Source organism: Mesorhizobium sp. M3A.F.Ca.ET.080.04.2.1 (genome assembly GCF_003952525.1).
Classification (GTDB): Bacteria; Pseudomonadota; Alphaproteobacteria; order Rhizobiales; family Rhizobiaceae; genus Mesorhizobium.
In genome coordinates this window covers 2,462,965-2,480,285 of sequence record NZ_CP034451.1, presented here as the reverse complement: position 1 = coordinate 2,480,285, position 17,321 = coordinate 2,462,965, and the positions used below count along the sequence as shown (strand labels likewise).

The 17,321-nt window shown below is 62.0% G+C and carries 16 protein-coding genes, 2 tRNA genes and 1 pseudogene; 4 read left to right on the top strand and 15 right to left on the bottom strand.

The window, feature by feature from the left end; translation table 11 throughout:
* Positions 1-25: 25 nt before the first annotated feature.
* Genes EJ074_RS11940 through EJ074_RS11925 form a run of 4 tightly spaced genes read right to left on the bottom strand, consistent with a single transcriptional unit; the run spans position 26 to position 7,375 of the window.
* Positions 26-1,579, bottom strand: a complete 1,554-nt coding sequence (locus EJ074_RS11940; RefSeq protein WP_165349916.1) for an AMP-binding protein — start codon at positions 1,577-1,579, stop codon at positions 26-28.
* Positions 1,576-3,597, bottom strand: coding sequence for an asparagine synthase (glutamine-hydrolyzing) (asnB, locus tag EJ074_RS11935; RefSeq protein WP_129553443.1), 2,022 nt, complete (start codon positions 3,595-3,597; stop codon positions 1,576-1,578). The genes EJ074_RS11940 and asnB overlap by 4 nt, the downstream gene beginning before the upstream one ends.
* Before the next feature lie 5 nt (positions 3,598-3,602).
* Positions 3,603-4,586, bottom strand: a complete 984-nt coding sequence (gene nadE / locus EJ074_RS11930; RefSeq protein WP_245454845.1) for an NAD(+) synthase — start codon at positions 4,584-4,586, stop codon at positions 3,603-3,605.
* Positions 4,583-7,375 (bottom strand): AMP-binding protein, encoded by a 2,793-nt coding sequence (locus EJ074_RS11925; protein ID WP_245454844.1) that lies wholly within the window; start codon positions 7,373-7,375, stop codon positions 4,583-4,585. The genes nadE and EJ074_RS11925 overlap by 4 nt, the downstream gene beginning before the upstream one ends.
* A gap of 89 nt (positions 7,376-7,464) precedes the next feature.
* Here EJ074_RS11925 and EJ074_RS11920 point away from each other — a divergent pair.
* A pseudogene (locus tag EJ074_RS11920) lies at positions 7,465-8,380 on the top strand (NAD-dependent epimerase/dehydratase family protein); the annotation flags it as partial.
* Between the two features lie 34 nt (positions 8,381-8,414).
* Here EJ074_RS11920 and EJ074_RS11915 read toward each other — a convergent pair.
* From EJ074_RS11915 to infA, 4 genes are all read right to left on the bottom strand, one after another.
* Positions 8,415-8,490, bottom strand: a tRNA-Phe gene (locus tag EJ074_RS11915).
* A gap of 226 nt (positions 8,491-8,716) precedes the next feature.
* A complete protein-coding gene (gene yacG, locus EJ074_RS11910; RefSeq protein ID WP_129553442.1) occupies positions 8,717-8,938 on the bottom strand; it encodes a DNA gyrase inhibitor YacG in 222 nt (73 codons plus the stop codon).
* A gap of 29 nt (positions 8,939-8,967) precedes the next feature.
* The gene (locus EJ074_RS11905; RefSeq protein ID WP_129553441.1) at positions 8,968-9,594 is read right to left on the bottom strand and encodes a Maf-like protein; all 627 of its coding nucleotides are present in this window, start codon (positions 9,592-9,594) and stop codon (positions 8,968-8,970) included.
* 131 nt (positions 9,595-9,725) lie between these two features.
* Positions 9,726-9,944, bottom strand: a complete 219-nt coding sequence (infA, locus tag EJ074_RS11900; protein WP_006200926.1) for a translation initiation factor IF-1 — start codon at positions 9,942-9,944, stop codon at positions 9,726-9,728.
* Positions 9,945-10,191: 247 nt separating this feature from the next.
* On the opposite strand from infA, the gene EJ074_RS29675 reads away from it, so the two are divergent.
* Positions 10,192-10,509, top strand: coding sequence for a hypothetical protein (locus tag EJ074_RS29675; protein ID WP_165349915.1), 318 nt, complete (start codon positions 10,192-10,194; stop codon positions 10,507-10,509).
* A gap of 36 nt (positions 10,510-10,545) precedes the next feature.
* On the opposite strand, the gene EJ074_RS11895 is transcribed toward EJ074_RS29675, so the two are convergent.
* The 7 genes from EJ074_RS11895 to EJ074_RS11865 all read right to left on the bottom strand — a co-directional run bounded on the left by EJ074_RS11895 (position 10,546) and on the right by EJ074_RS11865 (position 16,022).
* Positions 10,546-10,998: a low molecular weight phosphatase family protein gene (locus EJ074_RS11895; RefSeq protein ID WP_281033666.1), complete on the bottom strand. Its 453-nt coding sequence runs from the start codon at positions 10,996-10,998 to the stop codon at positions 10,546-10,548.
* Between the two features lie 178 nt (positions 10,999-11,176).
* Entirely contained in the window at positions 11,177-11,662 is a 486-nt protein-coding gene (locus EJ074_RS11890; RefSeq protein WP_095807919.1) for a UPF0262 family protein, read from the bottom strand.
* Between the two features lie 2 nt (positions 11,663-11,664).
* Complete coding sequence (hisD, locus tag EJ074_RS11885) at positions 11,665-12,957, bottom strand: histidinol dehydrogenase (protein WP_129553440.1); 1,293 nt, start codon at positions 12,955-12,957, stop codon at positions 11,665-11,667.
* A gap of 9 nt (positions 12,958-12,966) precedes the next feature.
* Entirely contained in the window at positions 12,967-13,401 is a 435-nt protein-coding gene (locus tag EJ074_RS11880) for a DUF2948 family protein (protein ID WP_129553439.1), read from the bottom strand.
* A gap of 196 nt (positions 13,402-13,597) precedes the next feature.
* On the bottom strand, positions 13,598-14,890 hold the full coding sequence (murA, locus tag EJ074_RS11875; RefSeq protein ID WP_129553438.1) for a UDP-N-acetylglucosamine 1-carboxyvinyltransferase: 1,293 nt from the start codon (positions 14,888-14,890) through the stop codon (positions 13,598-13,600).
* Between the two features lie 139 nt (positions 14,891-15,029).
* Complete coding sequence (locus EJ074_RS29895; RefSeq protein ID WP_186815486.1) at positions 15,030-15,326, bottom strand: hypothetical protein; 297 nt, start codon at positions 15,324-15,326, stop codon at positions 15,030-15,032.
* Positions 15,327-15,392: 66 nt separating this feature from the next.
* Complete coding sequence (locus EJ074_RS11865) at positions 15,393-16,022, bottom strand: hypothetical protein (RefSeq protein ID WP_245454843.1); 630 nt, start codon at positions 16,020-16,022, stop codon at positions 15,393-15,395.
* Between the two features lie 129 nt (positions 16,023-16,151).
* On the opposite strand from EJ074_RS11865, the gene EJ074_RS11860 reads away from it, so the two are divergent.
* The gene (locus EJ074_RS11860; protein WP_095807924.1) at positions 16,152-16,400 is read left to right on the top strand and encodes a helix-turn-helix transcriptional regulator; all 249 of its coding nucleotides are present in this window, start codon (positions 16,152-16,154) and stop codon (positions 16,398-16,400) included.
* 750 nt (positions 16,401-17,150) lie between these two features.
* Positions 17,151-17,225: transfer RNA gene (locus tag EJ074_RS11855), tRNA-Thr, on the top strand.
* Positions 17,226-17,321 lie beyond the last annotated feature (96 nt).

Here is a 17,321-nt window from a genome sequence, read left to right as displayed (position 1 = left end):
TGCAGTCGGCGCCGTCCAACAGGCACTAGGAAAGAGCCACCTTCTTGAGTTTTCCGGTATCCGTCATGGGCAGGCTGGGCACGATGACGATGGATTTCGGGACCATGAAGCTTTCAAGCCGCTTCTGGCATTCCATCTGCAACTGCCTTTCGCCGACAATGCGTCCTTGCTCGATCACGACGAAAGCCTTGACCGCCTGGCCCAGAAGCTCGTCAGGCACGCCGACAACGGCGGCCTCCTTGACGCCCGGAATATTCACCAGCACGTTTTCAACTTCCTTCGGCGGAACCTTCTCGCCCCGGGATTTTATGATCTCGTCGCCGCGGCCGATGAAGTAGAGATAGCCGTCGGCGTCCATGCGGCAGTAGTCGCCGGTGTAGAGGACCTGCTCGCCGGGCAAGGGGCCGGGCTTCAATTTTCTCGCGGTCGCTTCCGGCTTGCCCCAGTAGCCCTTCATCACCGTGGCGCCACGGATAACCAGCTGTCCGACGGTACCCGGCTCGACCCGCTTGTCGTTCTCGTCGACGAGCCACATTTCCGTGTTCGGGATTGCGATCCCGACGCTCAGAGGCTTTCGCTCGAGATCTTCCGGCGGCAGATAGGTGCAGCGCTTGCACTCGGTAAGACCGTACATCGAATAGATCCGAGCGTCCGAAAAGATCTCCTTCAGCATGTTGATGTGCTTGAGCGACAAGGCGGCTGCGGTGTTGGTGACGTAGCGGATGCTCGAGAAGTCGTGATCCTTCAGCGACTTGAGCTCCGAAAGCGAGGCAAAGATGGTGGGCACGCCGGGAAAGCCTGTGACCCTCTCTTCCTTGATCACCTTAAGAATCTGCGCCGGGAAAGCGAAGGATCGTTCGAGGACAAGGCGGGCGCCGGTACGGAACGCCATCAGCATCTGATAGAGGCCGTAGTCGAAGGCGAGCGGCAGGACGTTGAGGATGACGTCATCCTCGCGGAGTTCCAGATAGGATGCTATCGATGTGCATGCCGCCGTCATGTTGCGGTGCGTCAGCATCACGCCTTTGGGCTCGCCGGTCGACCCTGAGGTGTAGATGATGGCGGCAAGATCGATGTCGATCGAATTGCGCGCCGGAGCGGCGGGAGCTCTTTCAGCAGCCGCTTCCCAGCGCACCCCGTGCGGCAGGCGGGTGAGTTCGTCGTCATCGATCGGCCCCGATACGATCACCTTTCGCAGGGAGCGGCAGTTCTGCGCTGGTGCAACGAAGGCCGAGCGCAGGTGCTGGTCGGTGATCAGCGCCGTCGGCCGGCAATCATTCAGAAGGTAATCGAGCTTTTCGCTTTTCGTGAGCGGGTTGACGAGGCAAACGACCGCGTTTGCCTTCAGCACCGCCCAGAAGCTGACAACCGTCTCGACCGTGTTGTCGGCGAAGATCATCACGCGGTCGCCGCGTTGCACGCCGCCTGATGCCAGGGATTGCGCCATCCCGTTGGAGCGCTCGTCGATCTCGCCGTAGGTGAGGCGTTGTCCGTTGCAAACCAGCGCCACCTTGTCGGCGAGCCGCCCGGCGGAGTGGATCAGATAGTCGTGCAGGAGCGGTACGGCACCATGGATCATGCGAGCTCTCTTTCCCGATGCTCGTAGTCGACATCGATGCTGAGATCCGGCCTTGTCGCGCCGACTGGACGGGTTGCGACAAATTGCTGATGCAGGAGCTGCGTCGACAGCACGCCCACCAGGGCCATGTTGTCGGAATTCGACATGTCGCCGTCGCCAACTCTGGCTCGGCATTTCCCGACCAAACCCTCAACCGATGAGGCATCGAATACGCCCGCCGTCCGCAATGCCGCCTCGGACAATGCGTCACGAATGTATGCCGGGGCGTCCGCGGCGAAGAAACTCAGCGCATTCGGCGCCCGGTAGGGCTGCTTCTTTCGGGCAACGATCTGCGGCGGCAGGATCGGTGCGGCGACGCGTTTCAGCACGTGTTTCTCGTCGAGCCCCCGAAGCTTGTAGGCGTCGGGAAGCGCATTCGCCAGGGCAATGACGTTGTCATCCAGGAACGGGAAGCGGCCCTCGACGGAATGGGCCATAAGCATCCTGTCTCCTTGCGACGAGAGCAGATAGCCCGACATCAAAGTCCGGATTTCTAGATACTGGTCTTGGGCGAGGGCACTCCACTGCGGGAATTCGGCCGGCAATGTCGAAAGCAGCTCGCTCACCGCATCGCGGCGTTGCGAGGCGGCGCGCATATCGGGGCAGAACAGCCGTTTGATCGCGCTGGTCGTGCGCCAGCGCGTGTCATGCGCAAAGCCCGGCATGTCATGAGCATGAATGTTGCGGCCGAAAAACTGCCTCGCCAATGCCTGCTGGCGAACCGGTGAACGCGAGAGGTAGGGGTAGAGGCGCTCGAGCAGCCCGGCGCGTCTGGTCGAGGCAGGCTGGCGTCCCCAGAAGCGGCGCACCTTTCCTTCGCGGAACAGGTCGTAGCCGGCAAACATCTCGTCGGCGCCTTCCCCGGTCAGCACCACCTTGATGCCGTGTTTGCGCACCAAGCCCGACAGCAGGAACAGCGGTGCCGGGGCGGTCCTGAGGATCGGCCGCTCGGTATGGCGGATCACCTCGGGAAAGACCTCGGCGATATCGCTGCGCGAGACGACCACCTCGTGGTGCTCGCTTCCGGTTTGGGCGGCAACAAGCCGCTGGAAACGGGTCTCGTCATATTCGGCATCCGCAAAGCGCAGGGAGAAGGTCTGGAAACGCTGGCCGGCGAAGCGTCTTCCCAGAGTGGCGACAAGGGAGCTGTCGAGCCCCCCGGACAGATAGCAGCCGACAGGCACATCGGCCTGTACGATCCGCAAGGCCGTCGCGGCTTCGAGCGCGAGGCCGACCTCCTCGACCGCCTCATCCAGGGAGCCGCTAAACCGGTCCGGGTCCGGACCAGGGATTTCCGGAAAGCGCGGTTGCCAGAATGCATGTTCGCGCGCCGCCCCGTTCTCATAGACGCGAACATGTCCAGGCGGGAGCTCCCGGATGCCCTGGAAGACATTCTGCGGAGCGACAACCGTCCACATGGTGAATATCTGGTCGATGCCTGCCGGATCGAATGTGCGCGGTATCGCGACGTCGGCGGCGAAAATCGCTTTGACTTCGCTGGCAAAGAATAGGCGTCCGCCATGCTCGCACCAATGCAGCGGGCAAATGCCGTAGCGATCGCGCGACAATACCAGCCGACCGGCAACGGCGTCCCAGATTGCCAGCGCCCATTGACCGTTCATGCGCTCGAAGACGGCCTCGCCCCACTGCTGATAGGCGTGCAGGACGACTTCGGTATCGCTGCGGGTGCGGAACCGATGACCGAGAACGATCAGTCTGTCGCGCAGTTCGAGGTAGTTGAAAATCTCGCCGTTGAAGACGATCCACGTCAGGCCACTGGCGTCGGCAAGGGGCTGTTGCCCAAGCTGAAGATCGACGACCGACAGACGGGCATGCGCCAGCCCTGCACGTCTGTCCCGGTACAGGCCCCGCTCGTCGGGGCCGCGATGCGCAAGCGCACCAGCCATGCGCAACAGGGCTTCGCGCGAAGGCGGTTCAGCGGTGGCATTCAGCGCCAATATTCCGGCGATCCCGCACATCGGGGTCAGTCCAGGTCCATCGGCACGGACGGCAAGGGCCGGGCATGCAGATAGCGCGCGGCCCGACGCTTGGCTTCGATGTCCTTGAAGACCTTCTCGACCTGGCCGCCGGTGAGGCCCGAAGCCGCCGCCACCTCGTCCGCACACACTCCGTGGTTCACGCCGTAGAGGCATAGATCGGTCAGCTGGTAGGGCAGCGCGAAATAGAACTCCTCCTGGCTCTGCGCCATGGAGAACGTGTCGGTGGTCGGCGGCCTGCGCCGGATTTCTTCATCCACGCCGAGATATTCCGCCAGCTGGTAAACCTGGGTTTTGTAGAGGTGCACGATCGGCATCACGTCGGCGATGCCGTCGCCTTGCTTGACGAAGAAGCCCTGGTCGAATTCGAGCCGGTTGGGCGTTCCAGCTACCGCGTAGCCAAGGCGATCCGCGTGGTAATATTCGGTCATCTTGCGGATGCGCTGCTTGTAGTTGGTCGCCGCAACGATCTGCAGGTAGGCTGCCGTGGACAGCCGAACCGTGTTGATGTTGCCATCGGGATCTTCAACCGTGAGCCGGGTGATGTTGAGCCCTTGGCTCTTCAGGACCGGAGTAAGCACAAGCTTGCATTTCCATCCTTGATCGTAGTCCGGAACGACGGAGCGGATGGCCTCGGACTGCCGGCGATAGGCGCCGATGGCATCGAGCGCCGGCGCAATGTCTTCCACCAGAGTGTCGATGCCGAGCTGGGCTGCGACGACACGTCCGAGCCTCAGCGAGTCTCCGGAGGAATCGCGCTCCGGCATGAAGATTCCCAGCACCTTGTCCCTGCCGAAGGCACGCACGCACAACGATGCGACGACGGAACTATCGATGCCGCCCGACAGCCCAACCACCACCCCGCGCCGCCGAAGCGTGACCAGTACCTGTTCACGTGTCGCCGTCACGATGCGCTCTGCCTCAGCGGCGGCATCCAACGCCAGCACATCCTTGGTGAATCTCGAGATCACGCAGCCTGGCCCTCCAAGCGCAGGGATTCGGCAGGTGTATAGGTTTGCAGGACGGCCTTTTCGATCAGCGGACGGTTCGTCGCCACATGCGGCTCGACGACAAGATCGATATGGGTGCCGACGATCGAAATCACCTGCAGATCGCAGAACACGCGATCCCAGCCGATGGCGCGTGACATGCCTGGGCGAGCACAGCGAAACAAAGTGCCTTGAATGGGAAGCGGCGCCTTGGGTTGCTCCAACCAGCGGAAAAAGGCCTGGGCCCGCAAGACTTCCTGCAATTCCAGCTTGATCCGGAAGCACGCGCCGTTGAACTGGCCGTCGGTGTAGTGGTCGATCGCGCGAGCGAGACGCGTTTCATAACCTGTTCTGACCGCGATCTTCGCCAGGGCTCGGCAAGCAACGCGGTGGAACGAGATGCGGTTGGACCGGAGCCGACGCGCCGTGCGGGCGATTGTCTCCCAGCGGCGGCTGCGTTCGCCCTCGAGGCTTGTATCGAGGATACCGACGAACTTCACCGATCGTCCCGCCTTGAGCAGGCGCAGAGCGACTTCCAGGGCAACTGCTCCGCCAAGCGAGTGGCCAAGAAGCCTGACATGGCCCGACGGCTGCGCTCGGTTGACCTGTTGGACCGCCGCATCCGCCATGCTCGCCAGATCATTCTGCCCTTTAAGGATCAGTGCCAGGCCTGGATATCGAATTGGCATGACCTTGGCTGTCTTGCCCATGGCGGAGGCGAAGGCGGCAAGGCTCGGTCCGTAGCCGACCGACCCGGGAAACAGGAAAAGAAGCGGCGGGTTATGGTCCGGCGCGGCTTTGCCCGAGGCGGTTGCTTGCGCGGCGGCCACTGCCGTGACCATTTCGTCCGCGCTCATCCCCACGGTGAAGCTCTCAAGCCCGAGTTCCTGGCCGATGAGGTTTTCTATCTCCATCACGCAGTGCAACAGCTTGAGCGAATCTCCTCCTGCCTCGTCCCACCTGCCTGCGGCTGCTCGCGTGTTGAGAACCTTGCTCCAGGCCTTCTGCACCACCTGACGCACTTTGAGGTCGCTGCCGGGACTTGGCGGATCGGCGGTGGTGGCCGGCTTTCTGGCCAACAGATCCATCTTGCCCAGTTTCGCGAGGTCTATCTTTCCGCTGCTCAGGCGGGGAATCTCGCCCACGCGGTGAAGCCGCAGGGGTCGCAAGGGCGAGGGCAGCGTGTTTGCGATCAACTGGCGCAGACCATCCACAAAGTCCGGACCGGCGGAATCGTTCGGTACCGCGAATGCGACAAGCTCGGTTGCCTCGGTCACGATGGCCACGGCGTCCTGGACCGACGAGGCCGATCGCATCACCCGTTCGAGCTCGGCCGGCTCGATCCGTCGGCCATTGATCTTTATCTGCCGCCCCTTTCGGCCGATGATCCTCAACAGACGTTGGCTGTCCAATCGGACGAGATCACCGGTTGGAAAGATCCGTTTGCCCGGATCGTCAGGGTCCGCTTCGGCAGGCAGGACGGCGCCGTTTTCCCAATGCCCAAGCAGGACGTAAGGGCTCTTGATCACCAGCTCTCCGGTCTCACCGGACGGGACGGGTCGTCCTTCCTCATCCACGATCGCGAATGCGATGCCCGGCAAAAGGCGTCCGACCGGCGCGTCCGCCTCCGCATTCGGCTGTTCTGACGGCAAAAACCACTGGGAGCCTGTCGTTTCCGTAGACGAATAGCCGATCTGGATCACGCACTGCTGGGGGACGGCTTGGCGCAACAGGGCAATGTCGGTCCAAAGCACCTTTTCACCCCCGACGCGGACCACCCTCAGCGACCTGAACGTGCCCTCGGGGGCGTCTGCCATGAGCGTGCGCAGCAAGGCGGGCACGAGATAGATGACCGTCACGCCTTCGTCGCGCATCCTGGCGCGAACGCCACGCAGGCCGGTCGCTTCCAGTTCGACGAGGTGCAGGGTGGCGCCGGTGAGGATGGCCGTCAAAATCTCTCGGCAGCCGGCTATCGTGGCCAGACCCGTCAGGGGCAGAAAGACGTCCTCGGAATTGATGTGACATGCGTCGACATATTGTTGCACTCGCCTGAGCAGGCTGCGCTCGCTGTTGACGATGCCTTTGGGACGCCCGGTGCTGCCGGACGTATAGAGAACGATCGCCGCCTTATCGACACAAGGCGAGGGAAGGAGCGGGGCGGGCAAATAGGACTCCGAGGCCGCACTTGCGGCCATGTCGATCCATTGGACATCGGCCGGCAGGTCGCGGGGCCTGTCCCCCATGCCCAGCATAGCCGAGAGCTTGGCCGCGGACACAATCTCCTGGATCCGGGGGCTGGGGTCTCTTGCGTTGAGGGGAATTGAGATCCGCCCGGCGGCGACTGTTGCGAGCATCGCAACAATGCTCCAGACGGAATATGGCTGGCAGATTCCGACTGGACTGCCTTGGGCAACGGCTGTCGCGATTCGGCGGGAGAGGATCTCGACGGCAGTGCCGAGCGCCGAATAGGAGAGTCCGTTGACACCGTCATGCAGTGCGATCTTATGCGGATATTGCCTTACGGCGGTCTCCAGGTGAGGACCGATGCCGATTTCCGCAAACCCGGCCGGCAGAGGCCGATAGGAGCGCAGGACGGGCCCGCCATGATCGAGAGCGTAGTCGGGCACGTCTTCCCATTTGGAGGACCCTGCCGGAAGAGGAGCCTCATCAAGATCCTGGTCCGCCGCTGGTGCCTTCAAGTACGCCGGGAGCATGGCTTGCCTGAGCGAAAGGTGATGCTGGGTTATGGATCTCCACAGCGGGATTTTCATCGATCATTCTGATGATGCGGCTTCGGATAAATGGACGCGAGGTGGAATGACCCTTTGAACTGGGCAGAGATTAACGTGAGGAATATGCCGTGACATCAAACAGACCGATTCTGATCACGGGGGCAGCCGGGTTCATAGGTTTTCATCTATGCCGGAGGCTGCTTGCTGATGGTCGGCAGGTAGTCGGTCTCGATTCGATGAATGGGTACTATGACATTAACCTGAAGCGAGCTCGGCTCGAGCAGTTGGAAGCGTTTCCGCATTTCCGCTTCGAGCATATCGACCTTACGGATCGGAGTCGATTTCCACGCTGTTCGTCCCCGTTGCTCCCGAGATCGCAGTCAGTCTCGCAGCTCAAGCCGGCGTTCGCCATTCGCTGAGGAATGCTCACGCTTATGCGGAAAGTAATCTCAATGGGTTTCTCAACATCCTTGAGGGATGCCGGCACGCGTCAACCGGCCATCTAGTCTATGCATCCTCGAGCTCGATCTGTGGCGGCAGCACCCGGATACCGTTCTCCGTTCACGATTCGGCCGACCATCCGCTCAGCCTCTACGCTGCTAGCAAGAAAGCGAATGAGTTGATGGCGCATACGTACAGCCATGTTTTCGGACTGCCGACGACGGGTCTGCGTTTGTTCACTGTCTATGGCCCGTGGGGGCGGCCCGACATGGCCCTCTTCATTTTCACCAAGCCCAGACTCGCCGACGAGCCGATCGACGTCTTCAACCATGGCAACATGCAGCGCGATTTCACCTATATCGACGACATCGTCGAGGGCATGGCCCGCGTCATGCAACATCCTGCGACAGCCAGTCCGCAGTGGAGAAGTGCGGCACCTGATCCAGCGACCAGCAGCGCACCGTTTCGAATCCACAATATCGGCGGCAATTCGCCTGTTGAGTTCAACCGACTAATCGAAGTGCTCGAAGAGGCAGAAGAGCAATTCGCAATCTGATGCCGCTCCAGCCAGGTGATGTGCCGGCGACATATGCCGACGTCAGCTCACGTAACAGCTTGAATTTCTTGGGGAAAATGATGGTGCCCAGAGGCGGATTCGAACCACCGACACGCGGATTTTCAGTCCGCTGCTCTACCAACTGAGCTATCTGGGCCTGTACCGGCTAACGGGATCGCGCGCCGGGTTTCCTGGGGCGCCGGGCGGCATCCCTTGAAAGCGCGTGGGTTATAGCACGGGAATTGGGCCTGTCCAGAGCGATTGCAGGAAAAGTGCGCAGCGGTTTTCTGTCCGCAAATGCGTAAAAACAATCACTTAGCTTGGCTGCCCGTTTCATCGGGAAAGAAAAATCGCCGCCAAACGGCTGAACGCCGGGTGAGCGCTCACTCCCCGTCTTCAGGCGAGGGGCCTTGCGTCGGGCTGTCGTCCTCTTCCTCCTCGCTGTCACGCCCGGGGATGACGTAGGCGCCCTTCAGCCAGCGATTGAGGTCGATGTCCTTGCAGCGCGCCGAGCAGAACGGATAGTGCTCGCGCGCCGAAGGCTTGCCGCATTCGGGACAGGGCCGCTTCGGCCTGAGCGGCGTCACCTTGTCGTCAAGACTCATGCTGGTCAGGGCTCATGGGTGATCCAGGCTCATGGCCGCGCGGCTTGCCAGTTCCGGTAAGCCTTGAACCCTTCGCCAGAAAGCAGCGCGACGCTTTCATAGAGCGGCAGGCCGACCACATTGGTGTAGGAGCCGACCAGCTTGACCACGAAGGAACCGGCCAGGCCCTGCACCGCGTAGCCGCCGGCCTTGCCGCGCCACTCGCCGGAAGCGACATAGGCGTCGATCTCCTCGCGCGGCAGCCGCTTGAAGCGAACCCGCGTCTCCACCAGCTTCTGGCGCAGCTTGCCGCCCGGCGTGATCAGGCAGATGCCGGAATAGACCCGGTGCGAGCGGCCTGAAAGCAGGCCGAGGCAGTTGACAGCGTCATCGATCGTCTCGGCCTTGGGCAGGATGCGCCGCCCGACCGCCACCACCGTATCGGCGGCAAGAATGAAGGCCGGTCCGGCCCCTTCCTCGCTCTTCAGCGATGCCAGCGCTTTTTCGGCCTTGTCTTTGGACAGGCGTTTGGCCAGCGAGCGCGGATGCTCGGCGCGCAGCGGCGTCTCGTCGACATCGGCAGGCAGGATCCGGTCCGGCTCGATTCCGGCCTGCTGCAGCAGTTCGATGCGGCGCGGCGAACCCGAGGCAAGCACGAGCTTCTGCAGGCTGCTCATGGGAGCATGGCGCCGAAAAGTGTGAAGCGGTTCTCGGACGACATCATGCTCCACTCTTTGATTTGGAGCCGGATTCAGATTCCAGGCCGGACAGGCCTGAAATCATCCGGCTCCAGGTTCCCGCCAGGCTGTTACTTGAAACGATAGGTGATGCGGCCCTTGGTCAGGTCGTAAGGCGTCATCTCGACCAGGACCTTGTCACCGGTCAGCACGCGGATGCGGTTCTTGCGCATGCGGCCGGCCGTATGGGCGATGATCTCGTGTTCGTTTTCGAGCTTCACCCGGAACATCGCATTGGGCAGCAGTTCCGTGACCACACCTGGAAACTCGAGGACTTCTTCCTTCGGCATTCGATACCTTTGCTTGGATGGCGGTTCCGGCGGCTAGAGCATGATGCCGAAAAGTGTCAAGCGGTTTTCGGACGACATCATGCTCTACTTCTTTGATCCGCAGTCGGATGATTTCCGGCCGAACAGACCGGAAATCATCCGACTCCGGCCGGAATTTGCGGCGGAACCTATATGATAATCGTCCGCTTGTGAACATGCTTAGAACCTTTCCGGTCCGGATTGAACCGTTCTGTTCTGCGATGGCGAGATGATCCGCGCGCAGGACGGCGAACGCCTCGTGTGGTGCATCAGGCGAGCCGCCCGGCAAAGTGGGCGTCCGCCAGCGGAAAAGTCTTCGGGCCGGGCGAACGGCTCGATCCAGGCCGGAAAGGTTCTACTGCATGCCGCGCAAAAGTCTGCAGCGGTTTTGCGAAACGGCATGGATGAAAACAAAGACCTATGCATGTCGCGCAAAAGTGCGCAGCGGTTTTGCGGAACGGCATGGATGAAAACGAAGACCTATGCATGTCGCGCAAAAGTGCGCAGCGGTTTTGCGAAAACGACATGCATGAAAACAAAGACCTGAAGCGCGTCGCCTGGATCCGTTTCAGCGCGATGCGCTTTAGTCGGCGGCGCCTTTGGCCTCTGCAGCCGCAAAACGCTTGCCGATGCGTGCTCTCAGCCGCTCACGCAGATCGCGATAGGCGGCCATGATCTGGTCGCGCGTGCCGCCTGTGTCGGTGGGATCCGGCATCGGCCAATACTCGACCTCGACGGCTAGCGAACGGGTGAGCTCGAGCGCGGCGTGGTGCGCCTCCGGCGCCATCGTCACGATCAGGTCGAAATAGTCGTCCTCCAACTCGTCGAGCGTTCTGGGCTGCCGCCCGCCGAGCGTCAGACCTTCCTCGGCAAGCACGGCATCGACGAAGGGGTCGCGCTCGCCGCCGCGCACGCCGGCCGAGGCCACAAAGACCGTGGCAGGCAACATCCGTTTGGCCAGTTGCTCGGCCATCGGCGAGCGCACGGCGTTCATACCGCACACAAACAGGATCGAATGGGGCAGCGCGGGCAGCACTAGAGCATGATCCGGAAAAGTGGGAACCGGTTTTCGGAGAAGATTATGCTCCAACAAAACAGCATGATCCCGAACCGGCGGTCAGCGAACGCAAAAAGTGGGAACCGGCTTTCGGAGAAGATCATGCTCCGCCAGAGAGTTAGATCAGGATGGCGGTTCACCGAAACGTCATCCTGATCTAACCCCGCCAATGCAGCACGCAGACGAGCGTGAACAGCCGGCGCGCGGTGTCGAAGTCGATCTCTATCTTGCCCGCCAGCCGGTCCATCAGCGTCTGCGAGCCTTCGTTGTGCAGGCCGCGCCGGCCCATGTCGATCGCCTCGATATGGCTGGGCGTCGAGGAGCGGATGGCCTCGTAATAGCTCTCGCAGATCAGATAGTAGTCCTTGACGATGCGCCTCAGCGGCGTCAGCGACAGAATATGGGTGACCACGTCGGCGCCGTCCTCGCGGCTGACGGCAAAGACCAGGCGCGACTCGGCCAGCGACAGCTTGAGCCTGTATGGGCCGGCCCCATCGTCGTTGAGCGGGCGAAAACTGTTCTCCTCGATCAGGTCGAAGATCGCCACCGCCCGCTCGTGCTCGACATCGGGCGTCGAACGGCCGATCGTCTCGTCGAGCTCGACGTCGATGAGCCTGTCGCGGTTTTGATGATGGCCGGACATCGCTACATGTTCAACCGTATGCCGACGGACCGCCCATGCGCCTCGAGCCCTTCCGCCTTGGCGAGCGCGATCGCCGCCGGCGCCAGCATCCTGAGCTGCTCCGGGCCGAGCTTTAGGATGGAGGTGCGCTTGACGAAGTCGAGCACCGACAGCCCCGAGGAGAAGCGCGCCGAGCGTGCCGTCGGCAGCACGTGGTTGGAGCCACCGACATAGTCGCCGATGACTTCCGGCGTGTGCCGGCCGACAAACACGGCGCCGGCATTGCGCATTTTGGTGAGGAAGCTCTCCGCGTCGTCGATTGCGAGCTCGACATGCTCGGCCGCGATGCGGTCGACCAGCGGCAGCGAGGCCTCGAGCGTCGGCACCAGGATCACGGCGCCGAAATCGCGCCAGCTCGCCGCCGCCGTCTCGGCGCGCGGCAGGCTCTTCAGCTGGCGCTCGACCGCTTGCTCCACCGCCTTGCCGAACCCGGCGCTGTCGGTGATCAGGATCGACTGCGCCGATACATCATGCTCGGCCTGGGCCAGCAGGTCGGCGGCAATCCAGTCTGGGTCGTTGTCGGCGTCGGCCACCACCAGCACTTCCGACGGCCCGGCGATCATGTCGATGCCGACGGTCCCGAACACCTGGCGCTTCGCCGCCGCGACATAGGCGTTGCCGGGCCCGACGATCTTGGCGACCGGCCTGATCGTCTCGGTGCCATAGGCCAGCGCCGCAATCGCCTGCGCGCCGCCGACGCGATAGATCTCGGATACGCCGGCCAGATCGGCCGCCACCAGCACCAGCGGATTGATGACGCCGTTCGGCGCCGGCACCACGATGACGATCCGCTCGACCCCGGCGACCTTGGCCGGCACCGCGTTCATCAGCACCGAGCTTGGATAGCTGGCCGTTCCGCCCGGCACGTAGAGTCCGACCGCCTCGATCGCCGTCCAGCGTGAGCCGAGCTCGACGCCCGCGGCGTCGGTGTAGCGGTCGTCCCTGGGTTTCTGCCGCTCGTGATGGGAGCGGATGCGGTCGCGCGCGAATGTGAGCGCCTCGATTGTGGCCGGGTCGGCGGCCGCGTAGGCGCCGGCGATGTCGCTGCTGGAAACGGCGACGCCGAGCTTGCCGAGATCGGCCTTGTCGAAGCGGAGCGTGTAGTCGGCGAGCGCCTTGTCGCCTTCGCCGCGCACGCGGGCGATGATATCGCGCACGGCGGCGTCGACATCAGCCGATACTTCGCGCTTGGTCGACAGGAAGGCCGAGATGCGCTGCTCGAAATCGGGATCTTGCTGGTTGAGTGTGATGGCCATTTGATACGCTCAGGCCCTGTGGATGGGACGTGACGTGGCTTCCCAGGCGCCGCCCACATCGGCAAGCCTGGCTTCGATGCACTCGACGTCGAGCATGATTGCGCCGCCGCCCGCAAACACCAGCTCGATGATGCCGGCCGGTCTGCTGATCGCGACGAAGCTGATGGCCAGCAGCGACAGCACCTCGTCTGGCTTGTTGCGCGCAATGCCGCTGGTCTTGACGCCGAGCACGCGGTCGAAATGCAGGACGCTGCGCCGCCGCTCGTTGTGCTGGCGCAGAAAGCCGGACTTCGCCTCCCAGACGAAGCGGTTCATGGTCAGCACGAAGCGCTTGGCCGCCGGCAGGTATTCGAGGTCGGACACCTTCATCACGGCGTCCTGGACATGGGCCGAGACAATGCCCAGGTCCTGGTCGTCGAGCGCGATGAGCTTGAGAGCGGCCATGCGGAATGCGCACCTGAAGGTTGGTGGTTCAAGCCTCTGTTAGAGCATCATCCCGAAAAGTGGAAACCGGTTTTTCGGCAAAAGATCACGCCCAAACAAAAAGCCGGAGCCTTTTGCTCTCGTTTGATCGAGACGAAAAGGCTCTAGGAGGTCTTTGCCGCTGGTGCAACCTGCCCGAAATGGGTGCGGCGAAGCGTCAGCCCGAAATCCGTTCGATCACCGCGCCGCAGCCGGAGAGCTTCTCCTCCAGCCGCTCGAAGCCGCGGTCGAGGTGATAGACGCGGTTGACCGTGGTCTCGCCTTCCGCGGCAAGGCCGGCAATCACCAGCGATACCGAGGCGCGCAGGTCGGTCGCCATCACCGGTGCGCCCTTCAGCTTGGCGACGCCATCGACGATCGCCGTCTGTCCGGAGAGCGTGATGTGGGCGCCGAGGCGGGCGAGTTCCTGCACATGCATGAAGCGGTTCTCAAAGATCGTCTCGGTGATGCGCGACTTGCCCTTGGCCATCGTCATCAGCCCCATGAACTGCGCCTGCAGGTCGGTCGGGAAGGCGGGGAAGGGCGCGGTCGTCACGTCGACCGGTGAGATCCCGGCGCCGTTGCGCTGCACCCGGATGCCTGCGTTGGTCGGCGTGATCTCGGCGCCGGTCTCGGCGATGATGTCGAGCGCGGACTGCAGCAGGTCGGGCCGGGCGCCTTCGAGCACGACGTCGCCGCCGGTCATGGCCACCGCCATGGCATAGGTGCCGGTCTCGATCCGGTCCGGTATGACGCGGACACGCGCGCCGGACAAGGCTTCGACGCCCTGGATGGTGATGGTGGAGGTGCCGGCGCCATGAATCTTGGCGCCCATGGCGACCAGGCATTCGGCGAGATTGACGATCTCGGGCTCGCGGGCGGCGTTCTCGAGCACCGTTTCGCCCTTGGCGAGCGACGCCGCCATCATCAGCACATGCGTGGCGCCGACCGATACTTTCGGAAAGACGAAGCGGTTGCCCTCCAGGCGGCCGTTCTTCGTCTTGGCCATGACGTAGCCATTGTCGACGTCGAGGGCGGCGCCAAGCGCCTGCAGGCCTTCGAGAAACAGGTCGACCGGACGCGTGCCGATGGCGCAGCCGCCGGGCAGCGAGACCTTGGCCTGGCCCATGCGGGCAAGCAGCGGGCCGATCACCCAGAACGAAGCGCGCATTTTCGACACCAGCTCGTAAGGCGCGGTGGTGTCGACGATGTTGCGAGCCGAGAAATTGATGGTGCGGGAATAGCCTTCCTGCTGCTTTTCGCGCCGGCCGTTGACCGAATAGTCGACGCCATGGTTGCCGAGGATGCGGATCAGCTGCTCGACATCGGCCAGATGCGGCACATTCTCCAGCGTCAGCGTGTCGTCGGTGAGCAGCGATGCGATCATCAGCGGCAGCGCCGCGTTTTTCGCGCCCGAGATCGGAATGCTTCCGGCGAGCTTGTTGCCGCCGACAATTCTGATGCGATCCATGAAACAGGTCCCCTCGGCCGAATGGCCGACTTCAAATCGGTTGAGTATGTCCGGCTCTAGACGATTGGCCGGCATGGTTCAAGAAATAGGATTTCCCCGCTGCCCGGCCAGCGTGGCCGTTCAGTGTGGCTGATTTGAGTTAGTCTTTCTGCATTTTTCCAGCACCTGGCAGCCCGTCCGGCTGTTGGTCGACATCGTCGGCGCGCTTTTTGTCAGTGTCGTAGGCGCGCTGCTTGTCGGCGTCGTCAGCGCGCTGCTTGTCAGCGTCGTCAGCGCGCTGCTTGTCAGCGTCGCCCGCGCGCTGTCCGGCAGCGTCGCCAGCGCGCCGTGAGCGCGCCTGCGCCTTGCGTTTCTGCAGGTTGGCGCGCAGAGCCTCTGCCAGCCGGCTCCTGCGGTCGGTATCGCCTTTTTTGGGTGGATTGGTTCCGTCGTCCATCGTTCCATCCTGACCGGCGACCGTCGGTTTCGATTCAGGAATGGCTAGCACTATGGCACGGCCTTGTCATGAAAGCCCACGGGAAGGGAATTTTGTGGCCGATGCACTTTGAATTAGGTGCTCCGCCGCGCTTTCCTCTTTCAGCGCCGCGACCAGCTTGACTGCGGACTCCCAATGCTTGGCAATATCGCTCCGAGTCCTTTCCCGGCTCCGGCGACCAACCGGCAAACCTCCTGCGATCGCCTTCAAGTCACGCAGTACGGAAGCTATGTGCGGCCACGGGAAGTCGGTAGGGTCACCAATATCTCGATCAGCACCGACGATCATTTCCAACTTGGCGATGACGCCGACGAGCGACGTGGCCGCGACTTCGGGGATCGAATCTTGAAATTTCAGAGCTTCGGTCATCGCAAAGACCTCGGCCTCCCGCGCAACCGCATAGTCCCGTGGACCACCGAGACTGAGCGCCGTCTGGTCTTGAACTCGCGTCAGTGAATCTGCGGTCAATCCCTGAATTCCGGGATTGACCATGATTTGGCTCTCCAATCGCTGCTGCACGCGACATAGCAGCAGGGAGATATACCGAGCCATTTGCCAATCGCTCACCAGCAGAAGTGCGGGATCGCGTAGGAGTGCCGGTTGCAATTCCGTCTCCTTGCGGCCTGCGGCGAGAACAGTCGGCTTTTTCGCTGCCACAGCACGGTCTCCTTCCGCGAGCAGGTCGGTGAGTGGGTTTAAAACCCCTCACAGAGCCCGGTTCTCCGAATTTGATTTGTAGAGAATACTCCGTGGTGAAATACTCTGCAAGGCGCTGGTGTCGGATTCATGGAAATCCGAGAAGCGTTTGCGCAAAACCTAAGAGCCTTACGGCGGGCTAGAGGCCTGTCACAGGAGGAGCTTGCGCACCAGGCTGGGATTGATCGCACCTATATCAGTGCGTTGGAACGCAACGTGTACAACGCGAGCATCGATGTCGTTGACCGGCTGGCTGAAGTGTTGGGCGTAGATGTTGCAGAATTGCTGAAACGACCTTCCGCTGATCCGCGGAGATCGAAGTCTGAGCTTGATGAATAGGAAAAGTCGACAAGCCAATGCGTGTAACCTCGATTGTCTGACGCATGGACATGCGTCAGGTGACTTCGCGCGTATTCGGCAAGAGAAAGGTCTGACGTAGGCAGATGTTGAAGCGCGCTCTGAATTCAGTCAAAGTATCTGGGCAGCCTCGAACGCGGTAGGCTAAACCCACGGTGATCACTCTTTACGAATTTGCCAAGGCAGGAGTAAGTCTTGGAGTTGGCCAAGCCAATCGATTCCCAGTCAGTGCTCCGGGATGATCACCACTAAGCAGCGCAGTAGCGAGCGAGTGGCGGCTTCGCGCTCTCTTTTCCAGACATTCATCTTCCATCAGCGAGTTCCCGAATGTGGACAGCCGTTCGTGGGGAAGCGATCAGCAACTCGCGTCGCGAACGAGATTGCTGGAGCCCGTCGGTCCTCAAATTCCTGCGCCAGAAGATCAAATCCCGCCAATCCAAACTGCAGTTACAAGGACGCTTTAACCGCGCGCTCGCTCGCTAGCGCCTACTGAGCGGGGAGGGTGGACTTTGCCCTCGCCTCACTTCGAGGCACGAGTAGGCCCCGATCGTCGGTAGCTTGATCACCAACGACACGCGGCTGCTCGATATTGCGGTAGCTGGTCAATCCAAGACTAGCCGTTGTGGAACTCCAAAACCGTGCCGCTGTTTTGAGCTGGCGACATGCGACGCTTTTGGCTTTTCTTGGCCTTGCGCTTGCCGGTTCGTTATGGCAGAAGCGCCGCCATCGCAGGCTGCGGTAGCTCAGTGGTAGAGCACTCCCTTGGTAAGGGAGAGGTCGAGAGTTCAATCCTCTCTCGCAGCACCAGATTTTCCGAAGCAGCATCAAAAACTTAGGGTTTTCCGTGGCTTCCGCCAATGCGGACTGTTATGGAAATATGCTCTGAGATGGCTGGAAGTCGGT